Annotated in this window: 14 protein-coding genes; 4 read left to right on the top strand and 10 right to left on the bottom strand. The window is 73.0% G+C overall.

The window, feature by feature from the left end:
• Nucleotides 1-348: 348 nt before the first annotated feature.
• Together K7C98_RS45020 and K7C98_RS26565 are read right to left on the bottom strand one after the other, a co-directional pair.
• Nucleotides 349-3,096: a protein kinase domain-containing protein gene (locus tag K7C98_RS45020; RefSeq protein ID WP_224194580.1), complete on the bottom strand. Its 2,748-nt coding sequence runs from the start codon at nt 3,094-3,096 to the stop codon at nt 349-351.
• Nucleotides 3,097-3,099: 3 nt separating this feature from the next.
• Nucleotides 3,100-4,065: an ADYC domain-containing protein gene (locus K7C98_RS26565; RefSeq protein ID WP_224194579.1), complete on the bottom strand. Its 966-nt coding sequence runs from the start codon at nt 4,063-4,065 to the stop codon at nt 3,100-3,102.
• A 500-nt stretch (nt 4,066-4,565) separates the two neighbouring features.
• On the opposite strand from K7C98_RS26565, the gene K7C98_RS26560 reads away from it, so the two are divergent.
• Nucleotides 4,566-5,708: a sensor histidine kinase gene (locus tag K7C98_RS26560; protein WP_224194578.1), complete on the top strand. Its 1,143-nt coding sequence runs from the start codon at nt 4,566-4,568 to the stop codon at nt 5,706-5,708.
• 67 nt (nt 5,709-5,775) lie between these two features.
• Here K7C98_RS26560 and K7C98_RS26555 read toward each other — a convergent pair whose 3' ends face one another.
• The 3 genes from K7C98_RS26555 to K7C98_RS26545 form a co-directional block, all read right to left on the bottom strand.
• Nucleotides 5,776-6,489, bottom strand: a complete 714-nt coding sequence (locus K7C98_RS26555) for a hypothetical protein (RefSeq protein ID WP_224194577.1) — start codon at nt 6,487-6,489, stop codon at nt 5,776-5,778.
• Nucleotides 6,486-7,409, bottom strand: coding sequence for a hypothetical protein (locus K7C98_RS26550; RefSeq protein WP_224194576.1), 924 nt, complete (start codon nt 7,407-7,409; stop codon nt 6,486-6,488). The genes K7C98_RS26555 and K7C98_RS26550 overlap by 4 nt, the downstream gene beginning before the upstream one ends.
• 123 nt (nt 7,410-7,532) lie before the next feature.
• Nucleotides 7,533-8,756 carry a PAS domain-containing protein gene (locus tag K7C98_RS26545; protein WP_224194575.1) on the bottom strand — a complete coding sequence of 408 codons (1,224 nt, stop codon included), beginning with the start codon at nt 8,754-8,756 and terminating at the stop codon, nt 7,533-7,535.
• 248 nt (nt 8,757-9,004) lie between these two features.
• On the opposite strand from K7C98_RS26545, the gene K7C98_RS26540 reads away from it, so the two are divergent.
• Nucleotides 9,005-10,894: a S8 family serine peptidase gene (locus tag K7C98_RS26540; protein WP_224194574.1), complete on the top strand. Its 1,890-nt coding sequence runs from the start codon at nt 9,005-9,007 to the stop codon at nt 10,892-10,894.
• A 263-nt stretch (nt 10,895-11,157) separates the two neighbouring features.
• Entirely contained in the window at nt 11,158-11,352 is a 195-nt protein-coding gene (locus K7C98_RS26535; RefSeq protein ID WP_224194573.1) for a hypothetical protein, read from the top strand.
• Here K7C98_RS26535 and K7C98_RS26530 read toward each other — a convergent pair.
• Nucleotides 11,288-12,148 carry a hypothetical protein gene (locus K7C98_RS26530; RefSeq protein WP_224194572.1) on the bottom strand — a complete coding sequence of 287 codons (861 nt, stop codon included), beginning with the start codon at nt 12,146-12,148 and terminating at the stop codon, nt 11,288-11,290. The genes K7C98_RS26535 and K7C98_RS26530 overlap by 65 nt on opposite strands.
• Before the next feature lie 525 nt (nt 12,149-12,673).
• Between K7C98_RS26530 and K7C98_RS26525 the strand changes: the two genes are divergently transcribed.
• Nucleotides 12,674-13,753 (top strand): hypothetical protein, encoded by a 1,080-nt coding sequence (locus K7C98_RS26525; RefSeq protein WP_224194571.1) that lies wholly within the window; start codon nt 12,674-12,676, stop codon nt 13,751-13,753.
• Nucleotides 13,754-13,763: 10 nt separating this feature from the next.
• Here the strand turns inward: K7C98_RS26525 and K7C98_RS26520 are convergent, their stop codons facing one another.
• Genes K7C98_RS26520 through K7C98_RS26505 form a run of 4 tightly spaced genes read right to left on the bottom strand, consistent with a single transcriptional unit; the run spans nt 13,764 to nt 18,808 of the window.
• A complete protein-coding gene (locus tag K7C98_RS26520) occupies nt 13,764-14,564 on the bottom strand; it encodes an SDR family NAD(P)-dependent oxidoreductase (RefSeq protein WP_224194570.1) in 801 nt (266 codons plus the stop codon).
• On the bottom strand, nt 14,561-15,748 hold the full coding sequence (locus K7C98_RS26515; protein ID WP_224194569.1) for an NADH:flavin oxidoreductase: 1,188 nt from the start codon (nt 15,746-15,748) through the stop codon (nt 14,561-14,563). Before K7C98_RS26515 ends, K7C98_RS26520 begins: the two co-directional genes overlap by 4 nt.
• A 21-nt stretch (nt 15,749-15,769) precedes the next feature.
• Nucleotides 15,770-17,476: a type-X family DNA polymerase gene (locus K7C98_RS26510; protein ID WP_224194568.1), complete on the bottom strand. Its 1,707-nt coding sequence runs from the start codon at nt 17,474-17,476 to the stop codon at nt 15,770-15,772.
• A 54-nt stretch (nt 17,477-17,530) separates the two neighbouring features.
• Entirely contained in the window at nt 17,531-18,808 is a 1,278-nt protein-coding gene (locus K7C98_RS26505) for a pyridoxal phosphate-dependent aminotransferase (RefSeq protein ID WP_224194567.1), read from the bottom strand.
• Nucleotides 18,809-18,810: the final 2 nt, after the last annotated feature.

Raw genomic sequence — 18,810 nt, 5'->3', positions numbered from 1 at the left:
AAAATAGAATTTTCAAGTTACTGAAAATGAGAGGGCCAGGGCTGCGGGCGGCGCGGGGCGGCGGGGGCGTCGCGATGGGGCAACAGGGGCGGATCTGGAGGTTGTGACGCTCCGACGAGCGAACTGGACCACTTCCATGACACGGGAGGAATGTTTGCTATTCTGAACGATATGCGCTTCTGCGCCCCGCTGCCATGCTGACCCTGCTGCTCCTGAGCCTGTGGCGCGCCCGCCGGCGCCGGCGTCGCGCGCTCGCGGGGGCGTGAGGGGCTTGCGGTCGGCGATGAGCGCGGCGCGGGTGCGGGATGAAGCTGTCTGGAGGGACAGGTTCGAGTCGCGCCGCGTGATTCAGCGGCCGCAGGCGGCGTGCATGGCGTCGATCTCGGCGAGGCGCGGGTCGCCGGCGGGCAGGCCGACGCGGGCGTCGAGCAGCAGCTCGCAGGCGCGCTTGCGTTCGCCGGCGGCAGTGTGCATGCGGGCCAGCTCGAGCGCGGCCTGCGAGCGGGTCTCGGAGTGTCCTTTGGGACCTGTCGCATCGGCCAGCACGCGCTCGAACCACGTGCGCGCGGCCGCGGAGTCGCCGGCGGCAGCGGCGAGCTGGCCGGCGCGCACGGCGATCGGGGCGATGGCGGGGTTCTTGGGCCCGCCGTCGGCCTCGTAGACGGTGACGGCGCGGGCGAGCAGGGTGCGCGCCTCGGGCGCGTCGGCGGCGACGACACAGTCGGCGAGGCCGACGAGCGCCTCGGCGTAGAGCTCATGGGTGCTGCCGATCTGCTCGCCGATGGCGACCGCGCGGCGAAACTCGACGGCGGCGGCGTCGAGGGCCCCGTCGGCCAGGGCGACCTTGCCGAGGCCGACCAGCGGGTGGAGCAGGTAGAGGTGCTGCAGGCCGTAGGTCGCCTCCATCAGCGCGAGCGCGCGGCGGTAGCCGGCGGCGGCGTCGTCGCGGCGGCCCTGCAGGACGTCGATGTCGGCCACGCCGCCGATCGGGTGGGCGACCATCGGGTGCTGCTCGCCGAGGATCTCGGAGAACAGGGTGATCGCCTGCGAGTAGTGGCTGCGGCCCTCGTCGAGCTTGCCCTCGTGGCGCAGCAGGCCGCCGAGGTTGTGGTGCACCGCGGCGATCAGCGGGTCGCCGGCGCCGGCCCGGCGACCGAGCAGCTCGAGGGTCCGCATGTAGTGCTGGCGGGCCCGCGCGGCCGTATCGTCGAGCTCGTAGACGGCGCCGAGGTTGTTGTGGAGGAGCGCGGCGGTGCGGCCGTCGTCGCGCGCGCGCTCGACGAGGGCCTCGGCCACGGCCTCGCCGGCGAGCGCCGCGACGCGCTGGCCGAGGCCGACGCCGAGGGCGAACACGCGGCGCGCGGCGGCCTCGGCGGCCACGACGTCGAGGCCGTGCACGAGCCCCAGCTTCAGCGCCGCGGTGAGGGCGACCTCGGCCTCCTCGGCGCGGGCGACCGCCATGAGCAGGTTGCCCTCGCCGAGCGCGGCCTCGGCGGTGAGCGGCGGGTAGTGCAGCTCGGCGGCGGCGGCCCGGACCTCGCGGGCGATCTGGAGGCCCTCGGCGTACTGTCCGGTGCCCTCGAGCGCGGCGGCGCGGGCGAGTTGAGCGCGGCGGGCCTCGACCTGCGCGGCGGTGTGCGGATCGTCGGGCGGCGCGACGGCGGCGAGCAGGGCGTCGGCGTCGGCGCAGGAGTCGAGGCTGGGCAGGGCGGCGGTCGCCTGGACCGCGTTCTCGATGACGGAGCGGTCGGCGGCGACGAACACGTCGACGAGGGCGGAGAGGTAGGCGCGGCGGCGGGACAGGCAGGCGGTGCGGAGGTCGAAGAGAGGGGTCGACTGCGAGCCGCTGGCGTGGGCCTCGCAGGCGTGGGTGCGGCCCTCGGTCCAGGCGAGGGCGTAGGCGTCGAGGCGGGCGTCGACGCGGCGCCAGGTGTCGGCGGCGAAGGGGGAGCCGGTGGCGATGAAGGCCCGCTCGGCCGCGGCGGCGCGGGCGTCGTCCCACACGCCCACGAGCTCGGCGGCGGCGCCCTTGCACTGCATGGAGGCCTCGCGCTGGGACAGGGCGACGGCGTAGCTGCCGGCCGCGGCGGCGCCCGCGACGGCGACGATGCCGGCGACGCGGAGGACGGTCTTGCGAGGGTCACGCTCGAGCGCGTCGAGCATGTGCTCGAGGCTCGGCCAGCGCATGTCGGGCGTCGGCGCCAGACCGCGGACGATGATGCGGAAGATCCGCCCCGGCACCGCCGAGTCGCGCGGCGGCGGCGGCACGACCCCGCGTCGGACCTCGCGCTTGATCTCCTCCCACGTCGTGCCGGGGAACGGACGCGCGCCGTAGAGCGCCTCGTAGAGCGTGGTGCTGAAGCTGAACTGGTCGGAGGCGGGGCCGACCGCCTCGTCGCCGAAGTGCTGCTCGGGCGACATGTACGCCGGGGTCCCGAGCGCCTTGCCGGCGCGGGTGAGGCGGATGTCGAGGATGTCGGCGCGGTCGCTCTGACCGGGTCCGGTCGCCAGCATCGGCGCGCCCATCGATGGTTGCGTCGTCATGCGGGAGATCGTCGGCAGGCCGGTGGCCGAGGTGCGCACGTCGACGTGGCCGAGCGGCAGGGCCGGGCCGCTCTCGGCGTGGACGAGCCCGAAGTCGAGGACGCAGGGGCGGCCGTCCTTGCTGACGAGCACGTTGTCGGGCTTGAAGTCGCGGTGCACGAGGCCGGCGGCGTGGGCCGCCGCGAGGCCGCGACCGGCGGCGATCACGGTGCGCAGGACGAGCTGCCACGGGCGCTTCTCGGCGTGCAGCCACGACGTGAGGGTCTGGCCCTCGACGTACTCCATGGCGACGTAGATCTCGTCGCGGTGCTCGCCGACCTGATAGACCTGCACCACGTTGGGGTGCGACAGGCGAGCCATCGCCTGGGCCTCGCGGACCATGCGGGCTCGCACCTCGCTGCGGTCGATCAGCGAGCGGCGGATCAGCTTGAGCGCGACCTTGCGGTCGAGCGCGACGTCGTAGCCCGCGTAGACGATCCCCATGCCGCCCTCGCCGAGCTTGCGAAGGACGACGAAGGGGCCGATCGCGGCGGGCTCTGCGCCTTCGGTCACGCCTCAGGGTACGATCTTGCCGCTCTGAATCAAACCACCCGAGGCGAACGAGGCGCCGCAGGTCGGGATGGTTCGGTTGGGGCAGGTGATCGTCTGGCCGGCCAGGCGGGTGTTGCTCGGATTCAGACAGGTCGCGCCGTTCGGGCCCCACTCGGCCTCGACGACGTACGGGGTGACCGGGTCGACGTTCTGGATGCCGATCTGGTCGAGGACGTGGATCGGCGTGCCGGAGACGGTGTGCGGCTGGCCGTTGCCGCAGTAGTCGGCGCGGACCATGCGGGTGCACGCCTGATGGTAGTCGGCGAGCGAGGTGCCGTTCTTGCTGGCCCACGGGCGGTAGCCGAACAGCACGCACTTGGCGAGCGCGGCGTTCTTGCAGGCGAACGTGACCGCGCCGTCGGGCCTGGGGCTGATCTTCGCGCCGGTGTTGGGGTCCCACACGTCCGGCAGCGCCAGCGCCTTGACGGGGTTGCCCTGTTCGTCGGTGCAGAACTCTGACCAGTAGCCGTAGTTGGTGGCGAAGTCGAGGTCGTACTCCCAGACGTCGGTGTTGGCGATCTGGTCGACGTCACGGATATAGAGGTGCCGCCACTGCGTGGTCGCGCCGTCCTTGACCCTGAAGTTGTAGATCGACCACAGCACGTCTGTTTGGCCCAGGCCGTCGACCTTGAGCATGCCGCCGACGACGCTGGCGCTCTCGGTGTAGCTGCCGTCGTCCTTCTCGACGTCGTAGAACTCGATGTAGTCGGTCGAGCCGGCGTCGCCGTTGAGCTTGAAGTCGTTGAGGCGCGCCCCGTTGAGCTTGAAGTCGTTGAGCTTGAAGTCGTTGAGCTTGAAATCATTCCACTGGGCGTCGCGCGCGTGGAGGATGCCATCGTCGCCGATGAACTCCTCTTCCGCCCCGTCGCAGCCGATACATCCGAGCGCGAGCGCAACAGCACCACTGACCACGCCAGTCTTGAACCCCATCATCCCTTTCCTCCGCGAAAAGAAGCCTTGCCGATCATCGATCCTATCCGTCGGCCGCAGCGGCGTGAAGCCCGGGGCGCCGGGCGAGAACGCGCGTGCGTGTTTCACGGGCGCCGGTGGCTGCAGAGGCGGTCGTAGGGTCGACTCACGCCGGGACGTGGCGCGCCGCGGGTCGCACCTTCTATGATGGAGGGACCTGCACCTCGATGACGACCGGCGACGACCACGCGCGACGAGATAACCGATCCACAAGTGCGGTGTCGTCGGTCGACAACGGGTCGCGCGTGGTGTTGGTGATCGTAGGCCTCGCGATGCTCGCGGGAGTCGTGCTCGTCGCGCCTGGCGAACATCGTTTGACCGCGATCATCGTCGGTGCGATCCTCGTCGGCGGACACCTCGCTGCGGCGGTGCTCCTGGGGCATGACGCGGGTTCGCGGGCTCGCGTCGGTGCGATCGTCTGGTCGTCACTCGTGGCAGTGACTGCGATCGTGGGGCCGAGTGTGGCCGGAGCGACGACCCCGATCTGGTGTTTGTTGCTGCCGATCGCGGCGGTCTCGGTGCACGCCACCAGCACGGCTACGGGGATCTCCGCCGTCGTCCTCGGGTTCGCCGCGGGTGCGGGCCTCTTCATCGCGGGGGCAGGGACGATCGCGTGGCTCGCGACGGCGGGGGTCGCGGGGGTCGGGCTGCTGACGGCGGTCGCGCAGCGGCGCGGCGAGGGTCGTGATGACGCCCTCCGTCGCCGCGAGAACGAGCTCGCCGGGGTGCGGAGCGAGCTGCGAGATCTCCGGGGGCAGCACGTCGCCGGGGCCGAGGGCCGGATCGTCGCGCTCACCCGCGCCAATCAGGCGCTGCAGTCCGAGGTGGAGCGCGGGCGCCGGGTCCTCGAGGAGGCGCTCGACGCCAGTCGGACCAAGACGTCCTTCCTGCTCAAGATCAGCCACGAGCTGCGCACGCCGCTCAACGCGATCGTCGGCTACACCGAGCTGCTGCTCGAGCACCCCGACGAGTCCGAGCCGGACGAGCTGGAGGCCGACCTCACGCGGATCCTCGGCGCGGCGCACGAGCTGCTGGCGCTGATCGACAGCGTCCTCGACCTCGCGCGGCTCGAGGCCGGCAAGTTCGAGCTGCACATCGAAGAGTTCGCGCTGCACGACCTGGTCCACGAGTGCGTGGCGGCCGTGACCCCGCTGGCCGACCGCGGCGGCAACAAGCTCAAGCTCAAGCTGTCGCGCGAGCTCGGCTCGATCCGCAGCGACCGCACGCGCCTGCGCCAGGTCCTCGTGCAGCTGCTCGGCAACGCCTGCAAGTTCACCCACGGCGGGCTCGTCGAGCTGCGCGTCGAGCCGATGACCCTGCCGACCGGCGCGGTGTACCTGCTCAGCGTCCGCGACACCGGCGTCGGCATCGACCCGGCCTACCTGCCGCGCCTGTTCACCCCGTTCTCGCAGGCCGACGACTCGCCGACCCGCCGCTTCGGCGGCCTCGGCGTCGGCCTGGCCCTGTGCCGCCACTACTGCACCCTGCTCGGCGGGGAGATCAGCGTCGAGAGCGAGCTCGGCAAGGGCACGGTGTTCCGCGTGCAGGTGCCCGCGACCGCCCGCGACCCGCGCGACGCCGGGGTCATGGTCTCCGCGTTCTGAGCGGCGCGATCGACATGAACGACAGAGCATGTTCTTGTGGACATGTCGCTTGCGACATGTCCTTCGATCACCCGCCGAACGCGAGCGACAGGGCCGTGGCGGTCGCGGCGACGATCGCGGCGACGCCGAGGCCGAGCACGGCGACGCCGAGGCCGAGGTTGACGCGGCGGCGCCGGAGGACCCGGGCCGCCTCGGCCAGGGTGCGCAGGGCCTGGTCGCGCGCCGCGACGCTGGCGGAGGCGGCGGGCAGATCGCGGACCACGCTGTCGGTGCCGCAGTAGAGGCAGGTGGTCGCCGGCGCGTCGGGCTCGGGGGCCAGCGGGGCGCCGCAGCTGCGGCAGGCGAGCGCGCCGGCGGGACCGTCGTCGCGGGCGCGGAGGGCCCGGCGCACGCGCAGCACCGTGGCGTCGACGGTCGCGGCCCACAGCCACAGCAGCGCGCCGGGCAGCAGGGCCGGGAACGCGACGAAGCCGAGGTTCTCGACGGGCGCCGGCGGGGGGGAGAGGCGCGACTGGGCCAGCCACGTGCACAGCGGCGGGAGCACGAACAGCAGCGTCATCGCGACGGCCGTGATCTCGCGGCCGACCTTGGACGACAAGCGTCGCCAGCGCGGCTCGACCTCGCGGCGGACCCGGGCCTCGGCCTCGTGGGCCTCGGCGGCGACCTGCCATTCGTGGGGGATCGGCACCTGCGCGCCGCAGTGACGACAATCGACCGAGGCGGCGGCCCGCAGCGGGGCCGCGGCGCCGCAGCGCTCGCAACGGAGGATCGCCAGGCTCACCGCGCGCCCTCCGGGTCGGGGAGCGCGCGCAGGCGAAACCAGCAGCCGTCGTCGGTGAGCCCGATCATCGTGACGAACACGGCGCGCCCGGGCGCGACGTCGACGCGGTACGACGAATATGGGGCGTCGAAGGTCTTCGTGGCCCCGTCGGCCTCGATCGCCACCGCGCAATCGCGCGGGAAGTCCCACTCGATGTGCATCGATTCGGCGCGACGGGCCCGCACGACGTAGCGGTGGCGCTCGGGGCAATACTCCTGGCCGGGCGCGAGCGTCGACGCGCAGCCGCGCTCCCAGCTGCCGCGGCGCAGCGGGATCTCCGAGGGAGAGAACTTCGCCGGCAGCGTCTCGGCGAAGCCCGACGAGAGCGCCAGCGCCGACAGGGCGAGGAACACGAACCACCCGAGGTGGCGGCCGACGGCGTCGTCGTCGGGTTCGACCGGGCCGGCCCGCCAAACCCACCACAATCGCGGCAGCGCGCCGCCGAGGCCGAGGCCGAGGCCGACCAGAGCCGAGACGACGCCGAAGAAGGCCCAGCTGTCCGAGGCCGCGCCGGCGCCGAGGCCGGCGAGGCGGAGCCCGCCGAGCGACACGAGGGCGCCGGCGCCGAGGTGGGCCAGCGCGAGGCCGAGCCAGCGGCCGCGCGGGGCCACCTGCGACTCCGGGACCACGCCGCCGAGAAGGCCGAGCCACGCGACCCAGACCTCGCGCACGGCGCCGCGCACGAGCCAGGTCGTCAGCGCGGCGCCGACCATCGCATAGGCGGCGGCCTTGACGATTGGCAGCACCCCGAGCGGAGTGCTGCTCATCGCCGAGGCCGCCCCGATCGAGGGGAAGCCGAGCGCCACCGCCAGGACGTAGCCGCCGGCCAGCACGCGCGCGAAGGCGCCGACGGGCGTGGGCGGTGCGGGCGACAGGGGCATCGTCGCTGCGACTATCCGCTGTCGCGGAGAATATCACCAGTGGTCGGCCGACCTCGCGCCGGCGCCATCGTGCGCGGCGGTGCAGATCCGCGCCGCCCTGGCGGTGCCATGATTGGCCGGCGGTCAGCGCCGGCGATTCATCGCATAGGCGATACCGGCCTTGAGGGTGCCGAGCGTGACGAGCGAGCGCAGGTCGGCGCCGAGGCCGACGAGCGCGGCGGCGACGTCGGGGCGGATGCCGGTGATCACCGCCTCGGCGCCGAGCAGCGCGGCGGCGCGGGCGGCCCGGAGCAGCGCCTCGGCGCTCCGGGCGTCGATCTTCGGCACGCCGGTGATGTCGAGGATCACCGTCTTCGCCCGCGCGCCGGCGACCCCGTCGAGCAGGGTCTGCTGCACCTGCTCGATGCGTCGCGGGTCGAGCGTGCCGATGAGCGGCATGACCACGGTCTCGTCGTCGATCGGGATCAGCGGGGTCGAGAGCGCCATCAACGTCGCCTCCTGGGCGCGGATGACCTCCTCGCGCACGCGCGCCTCGTGGCGCTGGGCCTCGGCCTCCTTGATGCTGGTCTCGTCCATCGTCACGCCGCGCAGGCCGATCGGCGCGCCGTCGTCGGCGAAGATGATCGACATCCGGCTGGTGACCCACAGCGTGCGCCCGTCGCGGGTGATCCAGCGGTACGACGAGCTGCCGCGGCCGCGGTGGAAGATCGCCTCGGCCTCGGCCCTCGCGCCGGCGCGGTCGTCGGGGTGGACCAGCTCGAGCCAGAAGTTGGGCTGCTTCCACTCCTCGACCGTGTAGCCGGACATCGGCTCGATCACCTCGCTGACGTAATCGACGGTCATCATCTCCGCCGATTGCTGGAAGTAGCTCTCCCACGCGATCCCGGGGATGTTGGTGACGAATCCGTCGAGCCGCTGGCGCAGCACGCGGTTCTCGGCGGCGAGCCGGCGCGACTCGCCGCAGGCGAGCAGCAGCGCGTGGACGAGGTCGGGCCGGTCGGCGCGCGTCGCCGTGTGGATCGCTACGTCGACGTGGCTGCCGTCGCGCCGGCGCAGGCGCGCGGAGATCGGGCCGGAGCCCGTCAGCCCCGCGAGCACGCGCTCGAGGTCGTCGGGGTGGACCACGGCGCGCCAGAAGTCGGGCCAATCATGGCACTCGGCGGCGGTGTGACCGAGCAGCGCCTCGCTGCCGTCGACCGCGAGCGCCCGGTGGACCCCGTCGACCGCGTGCAGGGTCACGGCCGCCCCCGAGGCTCCGGTGATCGCCGCGGCGAGCCCGTCGGCCCGCGCCTCCGCTGCGCGCAGCGCAGCTCGCAGCGCTTCCATCTCCTCACGTGAGTCCGTCAATCTGCGGCAGTTTAACAAGACAGGCGCCGCGAACGCGAGGAAGAAGGCGCTGGGTGACGATCGCCGCGCGAGATCGCGCGCGGCTGAGATCATCGGCACGGTGCCATCATTGCAGGTAGGGGGTAATGAGCCGAGATGAGACTCACGAAAACTGGAGCGAGACCTGCGGATCCTGCGTGACGCGGCAGCCATAATGCCGCGTCGTGTCGCGCGGCGGTTTGCGCGCTCGCCAGGAAAGGACGCTCCCCGTGCTGCAGATCGCCGCTCTCGTCATCGCCACGGGCCTCGTGGCCCGGGCCCCGTCATCACCGGCGGTGGAGCCGCCGATGTGGGTGTTCTTCGCCGGCAAGCAGGTGTCGGCGACGGAGCTGGAGGCGGCGCTGTCGCGTCAGGAGCGAGAGTTGGCGCCGCGAGCGCTGCGCCGGCGAATGCGGGTCCGCGGCGATCGTGGGGTCGACGTCCGCGACCTCCCGCCTGCAGACGCGTACGTGCAATCGGTGGCGGCGACCGGGGCGCGGGTCCGCATGTCCTCGCGCTGGCTGAATGCGGTGAGCGTCGAGGCCGACGCGGTGCAGCGGTCGGCGATCGCCGGGCTGCCGTTCGTCACGCGGCTCCAGCCGGTCGCGCGGACGCGGCGCAATGATCATAGGTCGACGCTGGCCGACGAGGCGCGGACGACCGCCGCGTTCGGGGTCGCCGAGGTCCAGCTGGAAATACTCAATGTCCCGGCGATGCGCGCGTGCGGGCTCACCGGCGCCGGCGTGGTCGTCGGCGTGCAGGACAGCGGGTTCTCGCTGGGGCACCAGGCGTTCGCCGGCTTGAACGTGCTGGCCGCCCGCGACTTCGTGCAGGGCGACGACGTCGTCGCCGACGAGCCGGGCGACGACGTCGGCCAGGACCGCCACGGCACCGTCGTGCTGTCCCTGCTCGCCGGCGACGACGGCGAGAGCTTCTCCGGCGTCGCGCCCGGGGTCTCGGTGCTGCTGACCAAGACCGAGCGGATCGGCGAAGAGATGCCGTACGAGGAAGATCTGTACGTCGCCGGCCTCGAGTGGCTCGAGGGCATGGGCGCCGACATGTTCACCGCCTCGCTCGGCTACCACGAGTGGTACACGTGGGAGCATTACGACGGCGAGACCGCGGTGGTGTCGCAGGCGGCCGCGGTGGCGCTGGCCAACGGGCTCATCATGTTCACCGCCAACGGCAACTATGGGCCCGAGCCGGGGACCCTGATCGCGCCGGCGGACGTCGACGGCGTGATCGCGCTCGGGGCGACCAACCTCGACGGCGTGATCGCCGACTTCTCGTCGCGCGGGCCGACCTTCGACGGGCGGATCAAGCCCGACCTGCTGGCGCCCGGCAAGGACGTGTGGGTGGTCCGGCCGGGCACAGTCGACGAATATCAGCAGGCGAACGGCACCAGTCTGGCGACGCCGCTGGCCGCGGGGGTCGGTGCGCTGCTGCTCGAGGCGTACCCCGATCTGACCCCGGCGAAGATGCTGGCGCTGCTGCGCGCGACCGCGTCGCACCCCGACGCGCCCGACAACGAGGGCGGCTGGGGCATGATCGACGGGCTGGCGGCGGCGGGGCTCTATTGCACGTGCACCGACGGCGACGGCGACGGGCACTTCGCGGTCGCCTGCGGCGGCGATGATTGCGACGACGGCGACGCGACGCGCCACCCCGGTGCGGCCGAGGTGTGCGACGGGCGCGACAACGACTGCGACGACGCCGTGCCGGCCGACGAGGCGGACGGCGACGGCGACGGGGTCCGCCTGTGCGCCGGTGATTGCGACGACGCCGACCCCGCGCGCCGGCCGGGCGCGGCCGAGGTGGCAGGCGATTGCATCGACAACGACTGCGACGGAGAGGCGGAGCCCGCCTGCGCTCCGACCACCGGCGCCTCGGGCACGGGCGGAGACAGCGAGTCGGGCGAGGGCGGCGAGCCGTCCCCGACGGGCACGACCGGCGCGACGGACCCGGACGGCGGCGGCGAGGCGAGCGACGGCGGAGCGCCCGCGACCGGTGACGCCGGCTGCGGCTGCGCGACGAATGACGGCACGACGTCGGCCTGGCTGCTGCTCGCGCTCGCGGCCCTGCCACGGCGGCGCAAGACTTCGCGGGCGGCTGCGCGCTGAAGCGGCCGTTCGCGGCTCGCCCGCGGCTGCGTCGGCTGCGCCGGTGTCACGATGCGGGGGATACGAGTGAAGCGAGCTTATGGACCTGTCCTAAAGGTCATATCACAGGCCTGTAGCGAGCTCGGTCGAGAGCGCCGGCGCGGCTGGCACCCGCGGTGCGGGGCGGTATGGACGCCGGGCCGCGCCGCGGAAATTCGGCCGGGGAGGCGGCTGCGCCCGCGTCGCGCCTCCGGCCGGGGTACAGAAGGAGCAGGTGGTCCGCCATGTCCCGCTGGGCAGTCTTCTTCCTGTTCTTGTTCGTCATCGTCGTGGTCTACCTCGTCGACGTCGGGCGGACGGCCGGCGCCGACGAGCTCGCGTCGTCGTGGTCGTTCGTGCTGTTCCTCGGCGTGTTCAGCCTGCTGCTGCTGCTCGTGCTCGTGGCCGGCGATCGGGCGCCCCGGAAGCCGCGCGCGTGACCAGGCGCTTCACGAGGAGGATGTAGGGCCCGGTCAACAGGAGGTTCAGTGCCAGGCTGAAGGAGGCCACCGCGAGCATCGGGCCGCCGAGGCCGTAGCTGATGCCGAGCACGAGGACGCCGGCTCCGACTTCGCCGCGCGGCCACATCGCCACCGCGAGCGCGGCACGCTCGGCGAGCGACGCCTCGCGCCGGTAGCACGCCAGCGGGAACAGCTTGCCGATGTTCGACAGGATCGTGACCGCGAGGGTGTGCAGCGCCAGCGAACCCCAGCTCGGGATCTGCAGCCCCGCCGAGACGCTGGTGGGCGCCTCGCTCGTCGGCGCGTGTCCGGTGAACGGCGGCATGCTCAGTCCGACCAGCGCCATGAAGCAGGCCGACACCGCGTTCGCCACGGACCGCTCCCGCGGGCCGGCGTCCTCGCCGTCCCGCCGCATCACGCAGCCGAGCACGAATGCCGGCAGCAGAACCTCGAGGTAGATCGGCACCGTCTCGTCGATCAGTTCGCTGACGAGATAGATCGCTTCACAGAAGGCCGTGAGGGCCGCGGCGTACGTCAAGACCCACGGCCACGTGCGGGGAAGGGCCAGGCTGTGCAGCCAGCGCCAGGCGATCCACAGCTGAATCAGCATGATCGCCAGCGTCGCGCCCATCTGCCAGGCGAGGCCGACGATCGGCATCTTGAGCGGGATCATCAGCCAGGGGAACGTCGCCGCCGTCATGGCGATCGCGTAGTCCCAGCCGTACGCCCGCAGTCGACCCTTGTCGATCTCGAACTCGCGACCGACGTGGATCATGATGAACGCGAGCGGTCATCGTCAGCAGCTTGACCGCGAGCGAGAGCGCCGAGTCGCGCGACCTCAGTCCGGGGAGCACCTGCGACAGCACGAGTCCCGCCGTCAGGAGCAGCGAGAAGAGCGCGACTCGTTTCATACAGGCCGAACCATGGGCCGCGGTACCCGGGTCGCGGGCGGCGTTGGCGGCGCGTACAGCCTCCGCGTGCGTCGGTCGTGTTCGCGGGGCAAGGGTCACGCGTCGGCGATCGTCGCCTCTGCAGCCGCGACCCGCGCTCGCGCCCGGGCCAGCCGCAGTCGAGCGGTCGCGGGCCGTGACCGCATTACGGCGCACGACGCACGCGCCGGCCGACTGCACGTCCTCGTGGTCTCGCCCGCCGGTCGTCTTGGTCGTCGGGGGCATGGCGGGCTCCCGCCGCGCTGCGGCCCGCGGCTCTTTCACCGCTGCAATGTGCCGCTCGCTCGGTGCGGCGAGCTCCTCGCAGCTGCGCCGCGCGCGGCCGGATCTCGAGTATCCTCGCGCTCGCCGTGAGACGCGCGCTCTCGCTTCTGGTCGCCGCCGCGACTCTGCTGACCGCCTGCACCGCCGTGGGCCCGCGCTCGCTCCGCTACGGCCGTGGGACCTACAACGCGGCGATCCAGCAGACCAACAGCGAGCAGCTGCTGCTCAACCTGGTGCGCCTGCGCTACCGCGACGCGCCGCTGTTCCTCGAGGTGACGAGCATCTCGAGCAGCCTCTCGGTCGAGCTCGGCGCCGGCCTCGGCGGCACGATCGCCCCCGGCGGCAACAGCTCGGTCGCGCCGGGCACCGCGGTGACGTACATCGACCGCCCGACGATCACCTACGCGCCGCTGCAGGGCTCGCGCTTCGGCAAGCAGTTCCTGAGCCCGGTCGAGCTCGGCGACATCCTGCTGCTCTACCACGCCGGCTGGGCGATCGACCGCATCTTTAAAGTGTTCGTGCAGCGGCTCGGGCCGATGCAGAACGCCCCGCGGGCCTCGGGGCCGACGCCGCTCGAGGCGCCCGAGTTCCAGGCGTTCTTCACCGCGACCGAGCTGCTGCGGTCGCTGTGGGCCGACGGCCTCGTCGACCTCAGTTACCTCCCGAGCGTCGCCGGCAACGCGCTCAGCTTGACGCTGGTGTCGCGGACGGACTCGACCGAGCGGATCGCCCGGCTGTGCGCGCTGTTCGGCTTGCCCGGCCCGGCCTCGACGATCACGCTGACCGACGCGCCGCGCCCCGGCGAGCCGAACGCGGTGCTGCTGGTGCCGCGTTCGCTGCTCGGCGGGATGTACTACGTCTCGCACGGGGTCGAGGTCCCCGGGGAGGACTACGCGATCGGTCGGGTGCCGATCACCCGCGACAAGGACGGCGAGCTGTTCGATTGGGCCCGCCTCACCAGGGCGCTGATGCGCGTGCATTATGGCCGGCGCGAACCGGCCGGCGCGTACGTGTCGGTGTATTACCGCGGGCTGTGGTTCTGGATCGCCGACAACGACCTCGACTCGAAGTCGACGTTCTCGTTCATCACCCAGGTGCTCGAGATGCAGTCGGGCGAGCTCAAGGGCGCCGGGCCGGTGCTGACGCTGCCGGTCGCCGCCCAGTGATTCTTTGCGTTCATCGCTTCGGCGGGCGCAGCCACGGGGCGCGCCGGCGCACCCAGTCGATCACCGGCTGCGGGGTCAGCACGGCGGCGGTCGTCATCGCCCGGGTGACGAGCCCGGGCATGCACACCGCGTCGCCGCGCAGCAGGGCGCGGACGCCGGCCTCGGCGACGATCTCGGGGTCCATCATGACGCCGAGCTGCCTGGCCCTTGCGACAGGTACGACCTCGGTGTCGTAGAGGCCGGTGGCGGTCGCGCCGGGCGCGAGGCAGGTGACGCCGACGCCGTAGACGCCGAGCTCGGAGCGCAGGGCGGCGGCGAAGCTGCGCAGGTAGGTCTTGCTGCTGCCGTAATAACTGATGCCGGGGAACGGGCGCCAGGCGGAGATGCTCGAGACGATGAGGATCCGTCCGCTCCGGCGGGCCCGCATGCGCGCGCCGAACAATGTGCACAGCAGCGACGGGGTGGTGACGTGCAATTGCAGCATGGCCCGCGCGCGCGCCGGGTCGGCGTCGGCGGCCTCGCCGAAGAAGAACACGCCGGCGTTGTTGACGAGGATGTCGACCTGCAGCCCGCGGGCGTCGACGGCGGCGACGAGGGCCTCGGCGGCGTCGGGGGCCGCGAGGTCCTGGACGACGGTGTGCACGGGGACGCCGTGGGCCGCGTCGATCTCGGCGGCCGCGCGCGCGAGCGGCTCGTCGCGGTTGCTGACGAGGATCAACGCGTGGCCGCGCGCGGCCAGCCGGCGGGCGATCGCCAGGCCGATGCCGGAGCAGGCGCCGGTGACGAGCGCGGTGTCGACATTCGCATTCATGGCAGTAACCTCGCCGGCGGCGGCTCGCGGTGGTGGCAGGCCATGTGCGTGGTGTAGATCCGCGCCGCGCAGTAGTTGCAATGATCGCAGGCGGCCTCGCGGCCCTCCGCCGCCGCCAAATTATTGATGAAGCCAGGATCGCGGATCAGGGCGCGCGCCATCGCCACGGCGACGAAGCCGTGTGAGAGCGCCTCGTCGATCGCCGCGCGCGAGGCGGCCCCGCCGATGTACACCAGCGGCAACTTCACCTCCTGCTTGACCGCCAGGGCGTCCTTTAAAAAGTAATTGTCGGTGTAGGGGAACGGGGCGATCAGGGTCTGGCCGAACAGCGCCAGGCCGGCGCGCAGGGTCCAGTCGGTCATGAGGCGGCCCATGACGCGCGTCGGCATGGCCCCGCGCATGATGTACATCGGCGCCCGGCTGACGAACCCGCCCGAGAGCACCAGCGCGTCGGCGCCGTCCTGCTCGAGCGTGCGCGCGACCTCGATCGCCTCGTCGAGCTCGACGCCGCCGCGGAAGCCGTCGCGCATGTTGACCTTGACCAGCACGGCGATGTCGCTGCCCGCGGCCTCCTTGACCTCCTCCATCACCTCGCGCATGAACCGCATCCGGTTGGCCAGGGGGCCGCCGTAGACGTCGCGGCGGTGGTTGGTGGCCGGCGAGAGGAACTGACTGATGAGGTAGCCGTGGCCGGCGTGGACCTCGACCGCGTCGAAGCCGGCGTCGCGGGCGAGCTCGACGGCGCGGCCGAAGCTGGCGGCGACGCGGTGGATGTCGGACTGGTCCATGGCCCGCGGCCACACCGGCCCGTAGAGGTTGAAGCGGGCCGAGGGGGCGATCGCGCGGCCGCCGGCGACCGCGGCCTTGGCCATGTTGCCGCAGTGACCGATCTGGATCGACGCGCGCGCGCCGGCGGCGTGGACGGCGTCGGTGAGCGCGCGCAGGCCGGGGACGATCTCGGGGCGCAGCCACAGCTGGTGCGGGAACGACAGCCCGCTCTGCTCGACCGCGGCGTAGGCGACGGTCGTCATGCCGACGCCGCCGAGCGCGACCTCGCGGTGGTAGGCGAGCAGCTCGGGCGACGGCGCGTGTCCGGGGCACATGCCCTCGAAGGCGGCGGCGCGGATGCTGCGGTTGCGCAATCGGACAGGGCCGATCGTACATGTCTCGAAGAGCTGGTTCATCGGACAGCGGGCCGCAGGGTATCACGGACCGGCGCGCCGCCGCGACGCGCCTCGCCGGGCGAGCACGGCCCGGACCTCGGCGAGCGGCCGGGAATTGACGACCTCGCCGGGCTCGATCCACGCGCGCCGCGCCTGGCTGACCGCGAGGTCGAGGCGCGAGGCCTCGCCGCCGCCCGGCTCGCCGCCGGAGCCGAGCACGACCGCCACGCCCTCGGCGCGGGCGGTCCGCAGCTGCGGCTCCAGCCGGGGCAGCTGCGCCGGCTCGCCGACGACCGCCAGCGCGGCGCCGAGCGCCAGACGCACCAGCGGCGTCGGGTCGGGGCCCTCGTCGCTCGCGCGCGTGGGGCCGACGAGCCGCAGCAGGGCCGCGTGCGCGGGCGCGTGCGCGACGTGCGACAGCCGCGCGGCGACGAAGTCGACAACTACTTCGGGACATGTCTTGGAGGCCATGTCGAGCTCGAGCCCCTGGAGCGCCGCGAGCCCGCGCTCGGCGCAGGCCTCGGCGGCGGCGTGGATGCGCGCGGGCCAGTCGACGGCGGCGTGCGAGCGGGCCGGGACCTCGTGGACGACGAGCAGGTAGGCGAGCCCGCGCGCCCTGGCGGCGACGGCCGCGGCGGTGACGAGGCCGCTCGGCTCGCTCTTCGCGGGCACGAGCACGAGGTCGCCGCGGAGGTCGGCAGAGGTGACGAGCTGCGGCAGCTCGCCGGCGCGGGCGGCCGCGATCTCGCCGCGGTTCTCTCGCAGCTCGGGCGGGATGAACGGCAGGCCGACGGCGGCGAACACCGACTCCTCGGTGCGGCCGGCGACGCGGCACTCGTCCCGGAACACCCCGTACTCGTTGATCTTGAGCCCGCGGGCGACGCCGAGGCGGCGGACGGCGATGTTGTGGGCCTTGCTGCCGGTGAAGTAGTGGAGCGCGGCGCCGAAGCTGTCGCGCCCGACCACGCGCAGGTCGATCTGCAGGCCCGAGCGCAGGACGACGGTCGCGCGCGTGTCGCCCTCGGCGAGCACGTGGGCGACGTCGGGGGCGCCGACGAGGGCCGCGATCGCGCCGTTCTTGGCCCGCGCGGTGACGAGGAAGTCGAGGTCGCCGACGGTCGCCAGGGCGCGGCGATAGCTGCCGGCGATCACGGCCTCGATCACCCCGGGCGCGCCGCGCAGGCGGGCGAGCAGGCGCTCGCCGTGGACCCGCGCCTCGGCGAGCGGCAGGCGGCGACCGGTGCCGAGCAGGCCGGCGAGCGCGTCGAGGATGTTGCGCTCGCTGGTGGCGCCGAACCCGGGCAGCTCGCGGATCTGCTGCTTCGTCGCGGCCGCGTGCAGGTCGGCGAGCGTGCGCACCGCGAGCCGTTCGAACAGGGTGCGCGCGCGCCTGGGCCCGACCCCGGGGACGCGCATGACGTCGTGGATCGAGGCCGGCCAGGTGGCGTGCAGCTCGTCGAGCGCGGCGCAGCTGCCGGTGTCGACGATCTCGCAGATCTTGCCGGCGAGGTCCTCGCCGACGCCGGGCAGCTCGGTCAGGTCCTCGCCCGCGGCGACCATCGCCGCGAGGTCGCGACCGAGCGCGCCGAGCTCGTGCGCCGCGTTGCGGTAGGCGCGGACCCGGAACGGGTTCTGGCCCTCCACCTCGAGCAGGTCGGCGATCTCGCCGAACACCGCGGCGACCCGCGTGTTGGCGGCCCGGTCGGAGCTGTCCGCTCGGACATGTGATTTCGCGGCCGCGCGCGCCATCACCCCGGCATGACGCACGCGGGCGCCGGCGCAAGCGTGCCGGGCGAGGACGCGTCAGGCGGCGACGAACGCGACCAGGCGCTCGATCGCGGTCAGCACGCGCGGCGCGAACCGCCGCAGCCAGGCGTCGTCGATCGGCCGCTGCGGGTCGTGGGCGGCGAGCGCGGGGCCGCCGTCGAAGTCGACGTAGGCGAGCCGGGCGGTGAAGTCGCCGAAGGGCCGGCCGAACTCGCTGCCGGGCAGGATCGCCACACCTGTCTCTTCGAGCAGGCGCTCGCACAGCGCCTCGCCGCCGGCGATCCCGCGCCGGCGCAGCGCGTCGGCCTGGGCGTGGAACTCGGGGAACAGGTAGAAGCCGCCCTGGGGCGCGGCGCAGGCGATGCCGCCGGCGAGCAGGCGGCGGTGGCACCAGCCGCCGAGGGCCTTCAAGATCGCCTGCTCGTGGGCGACGTAGGCGGCGATGTCGGGCCCGAAGGCGAACGCGGCCACGGCGGCGCACTGGATCGGCGCGCTGGTCGAGGTGTAGGTCTCGCTGGCGACCGCGACCATGGCCCGCTGCAGCCACTCGAGCTCGCGCGGGAACAGGAAGGTGCCGAGGCGCCAGCCGCCGGCGCCGCACCACTTGCTGAGGCCGGAGCTGACGATCGTGCCCTCGGGGTAGAAGCGGGCGATCGAGGTGTGGGCGCCGTCGTGGTGGAGCTCGCCGTAGATCTCGTCGGACACGACGAGGACGTCGTGGGCGCGCAGGACCTCGGCGAGGGCGGCCAGCTCGTCGCCGTCGTAGGTCTGGCCGGTCGGGTTCGACGGGTAGTTGAGGATGAGGACGCGCGGCCGCCCGCGGTCGCGGCGGCACAGCGCGTCGATGTCGGCGGGGGTCAGCTTCCAGCCGTTGTCGGCGCGCGTCGGCAGCCACACGACCTGCCGGCCGATGATGCGCGCCTGCGGCGAGTACGACACCCACGCCGGCGACGGCAGCACGAGGTCGCCGTAGAACGCGAGCTGGGTGATGAACATCAGCTCCTTGCTGCCGGGGCCGACGAGCACGTGCTCGCCGCTGTACTCGTGGGCGTCGGCGACGCCGCGCTGGTGGTAGGCGGCGACGGCGTCGCGCAGGGCCGGGAGGCCGCGCACGGGCAGGTACTCCTTGCGGGCCGCGTTGGCGCGGAGGGCCTCGACGACGCTGTCGGGCACGGGGAACGGCGACTGGCCGAGGCCGAGCTTGAACACCTCGCGGCCGGCGGCCAGGAGGTCGTTGCTGCGCTCGTTGATCGACACGGTGGCCGACGGCGCGAGGCCGCGGACCTGGAGGTTGAGGCTCGGACGTCCTTGCACGA

Source organism: Nannocystis pusilla, from assembly GCF_020073745.1.
In the GTDB taxonomy this organism is placed as follows: Bacteria; Myxococcota_A; Polyangia; order Nannocystales; family Nannocystaceae; genus Nannocystis; species Nannocystis radixulma.
Note: the sequence above shows the minus strand (reverse complement) of the source record. Positions and strands in the feature narration are given on the sequence as shown.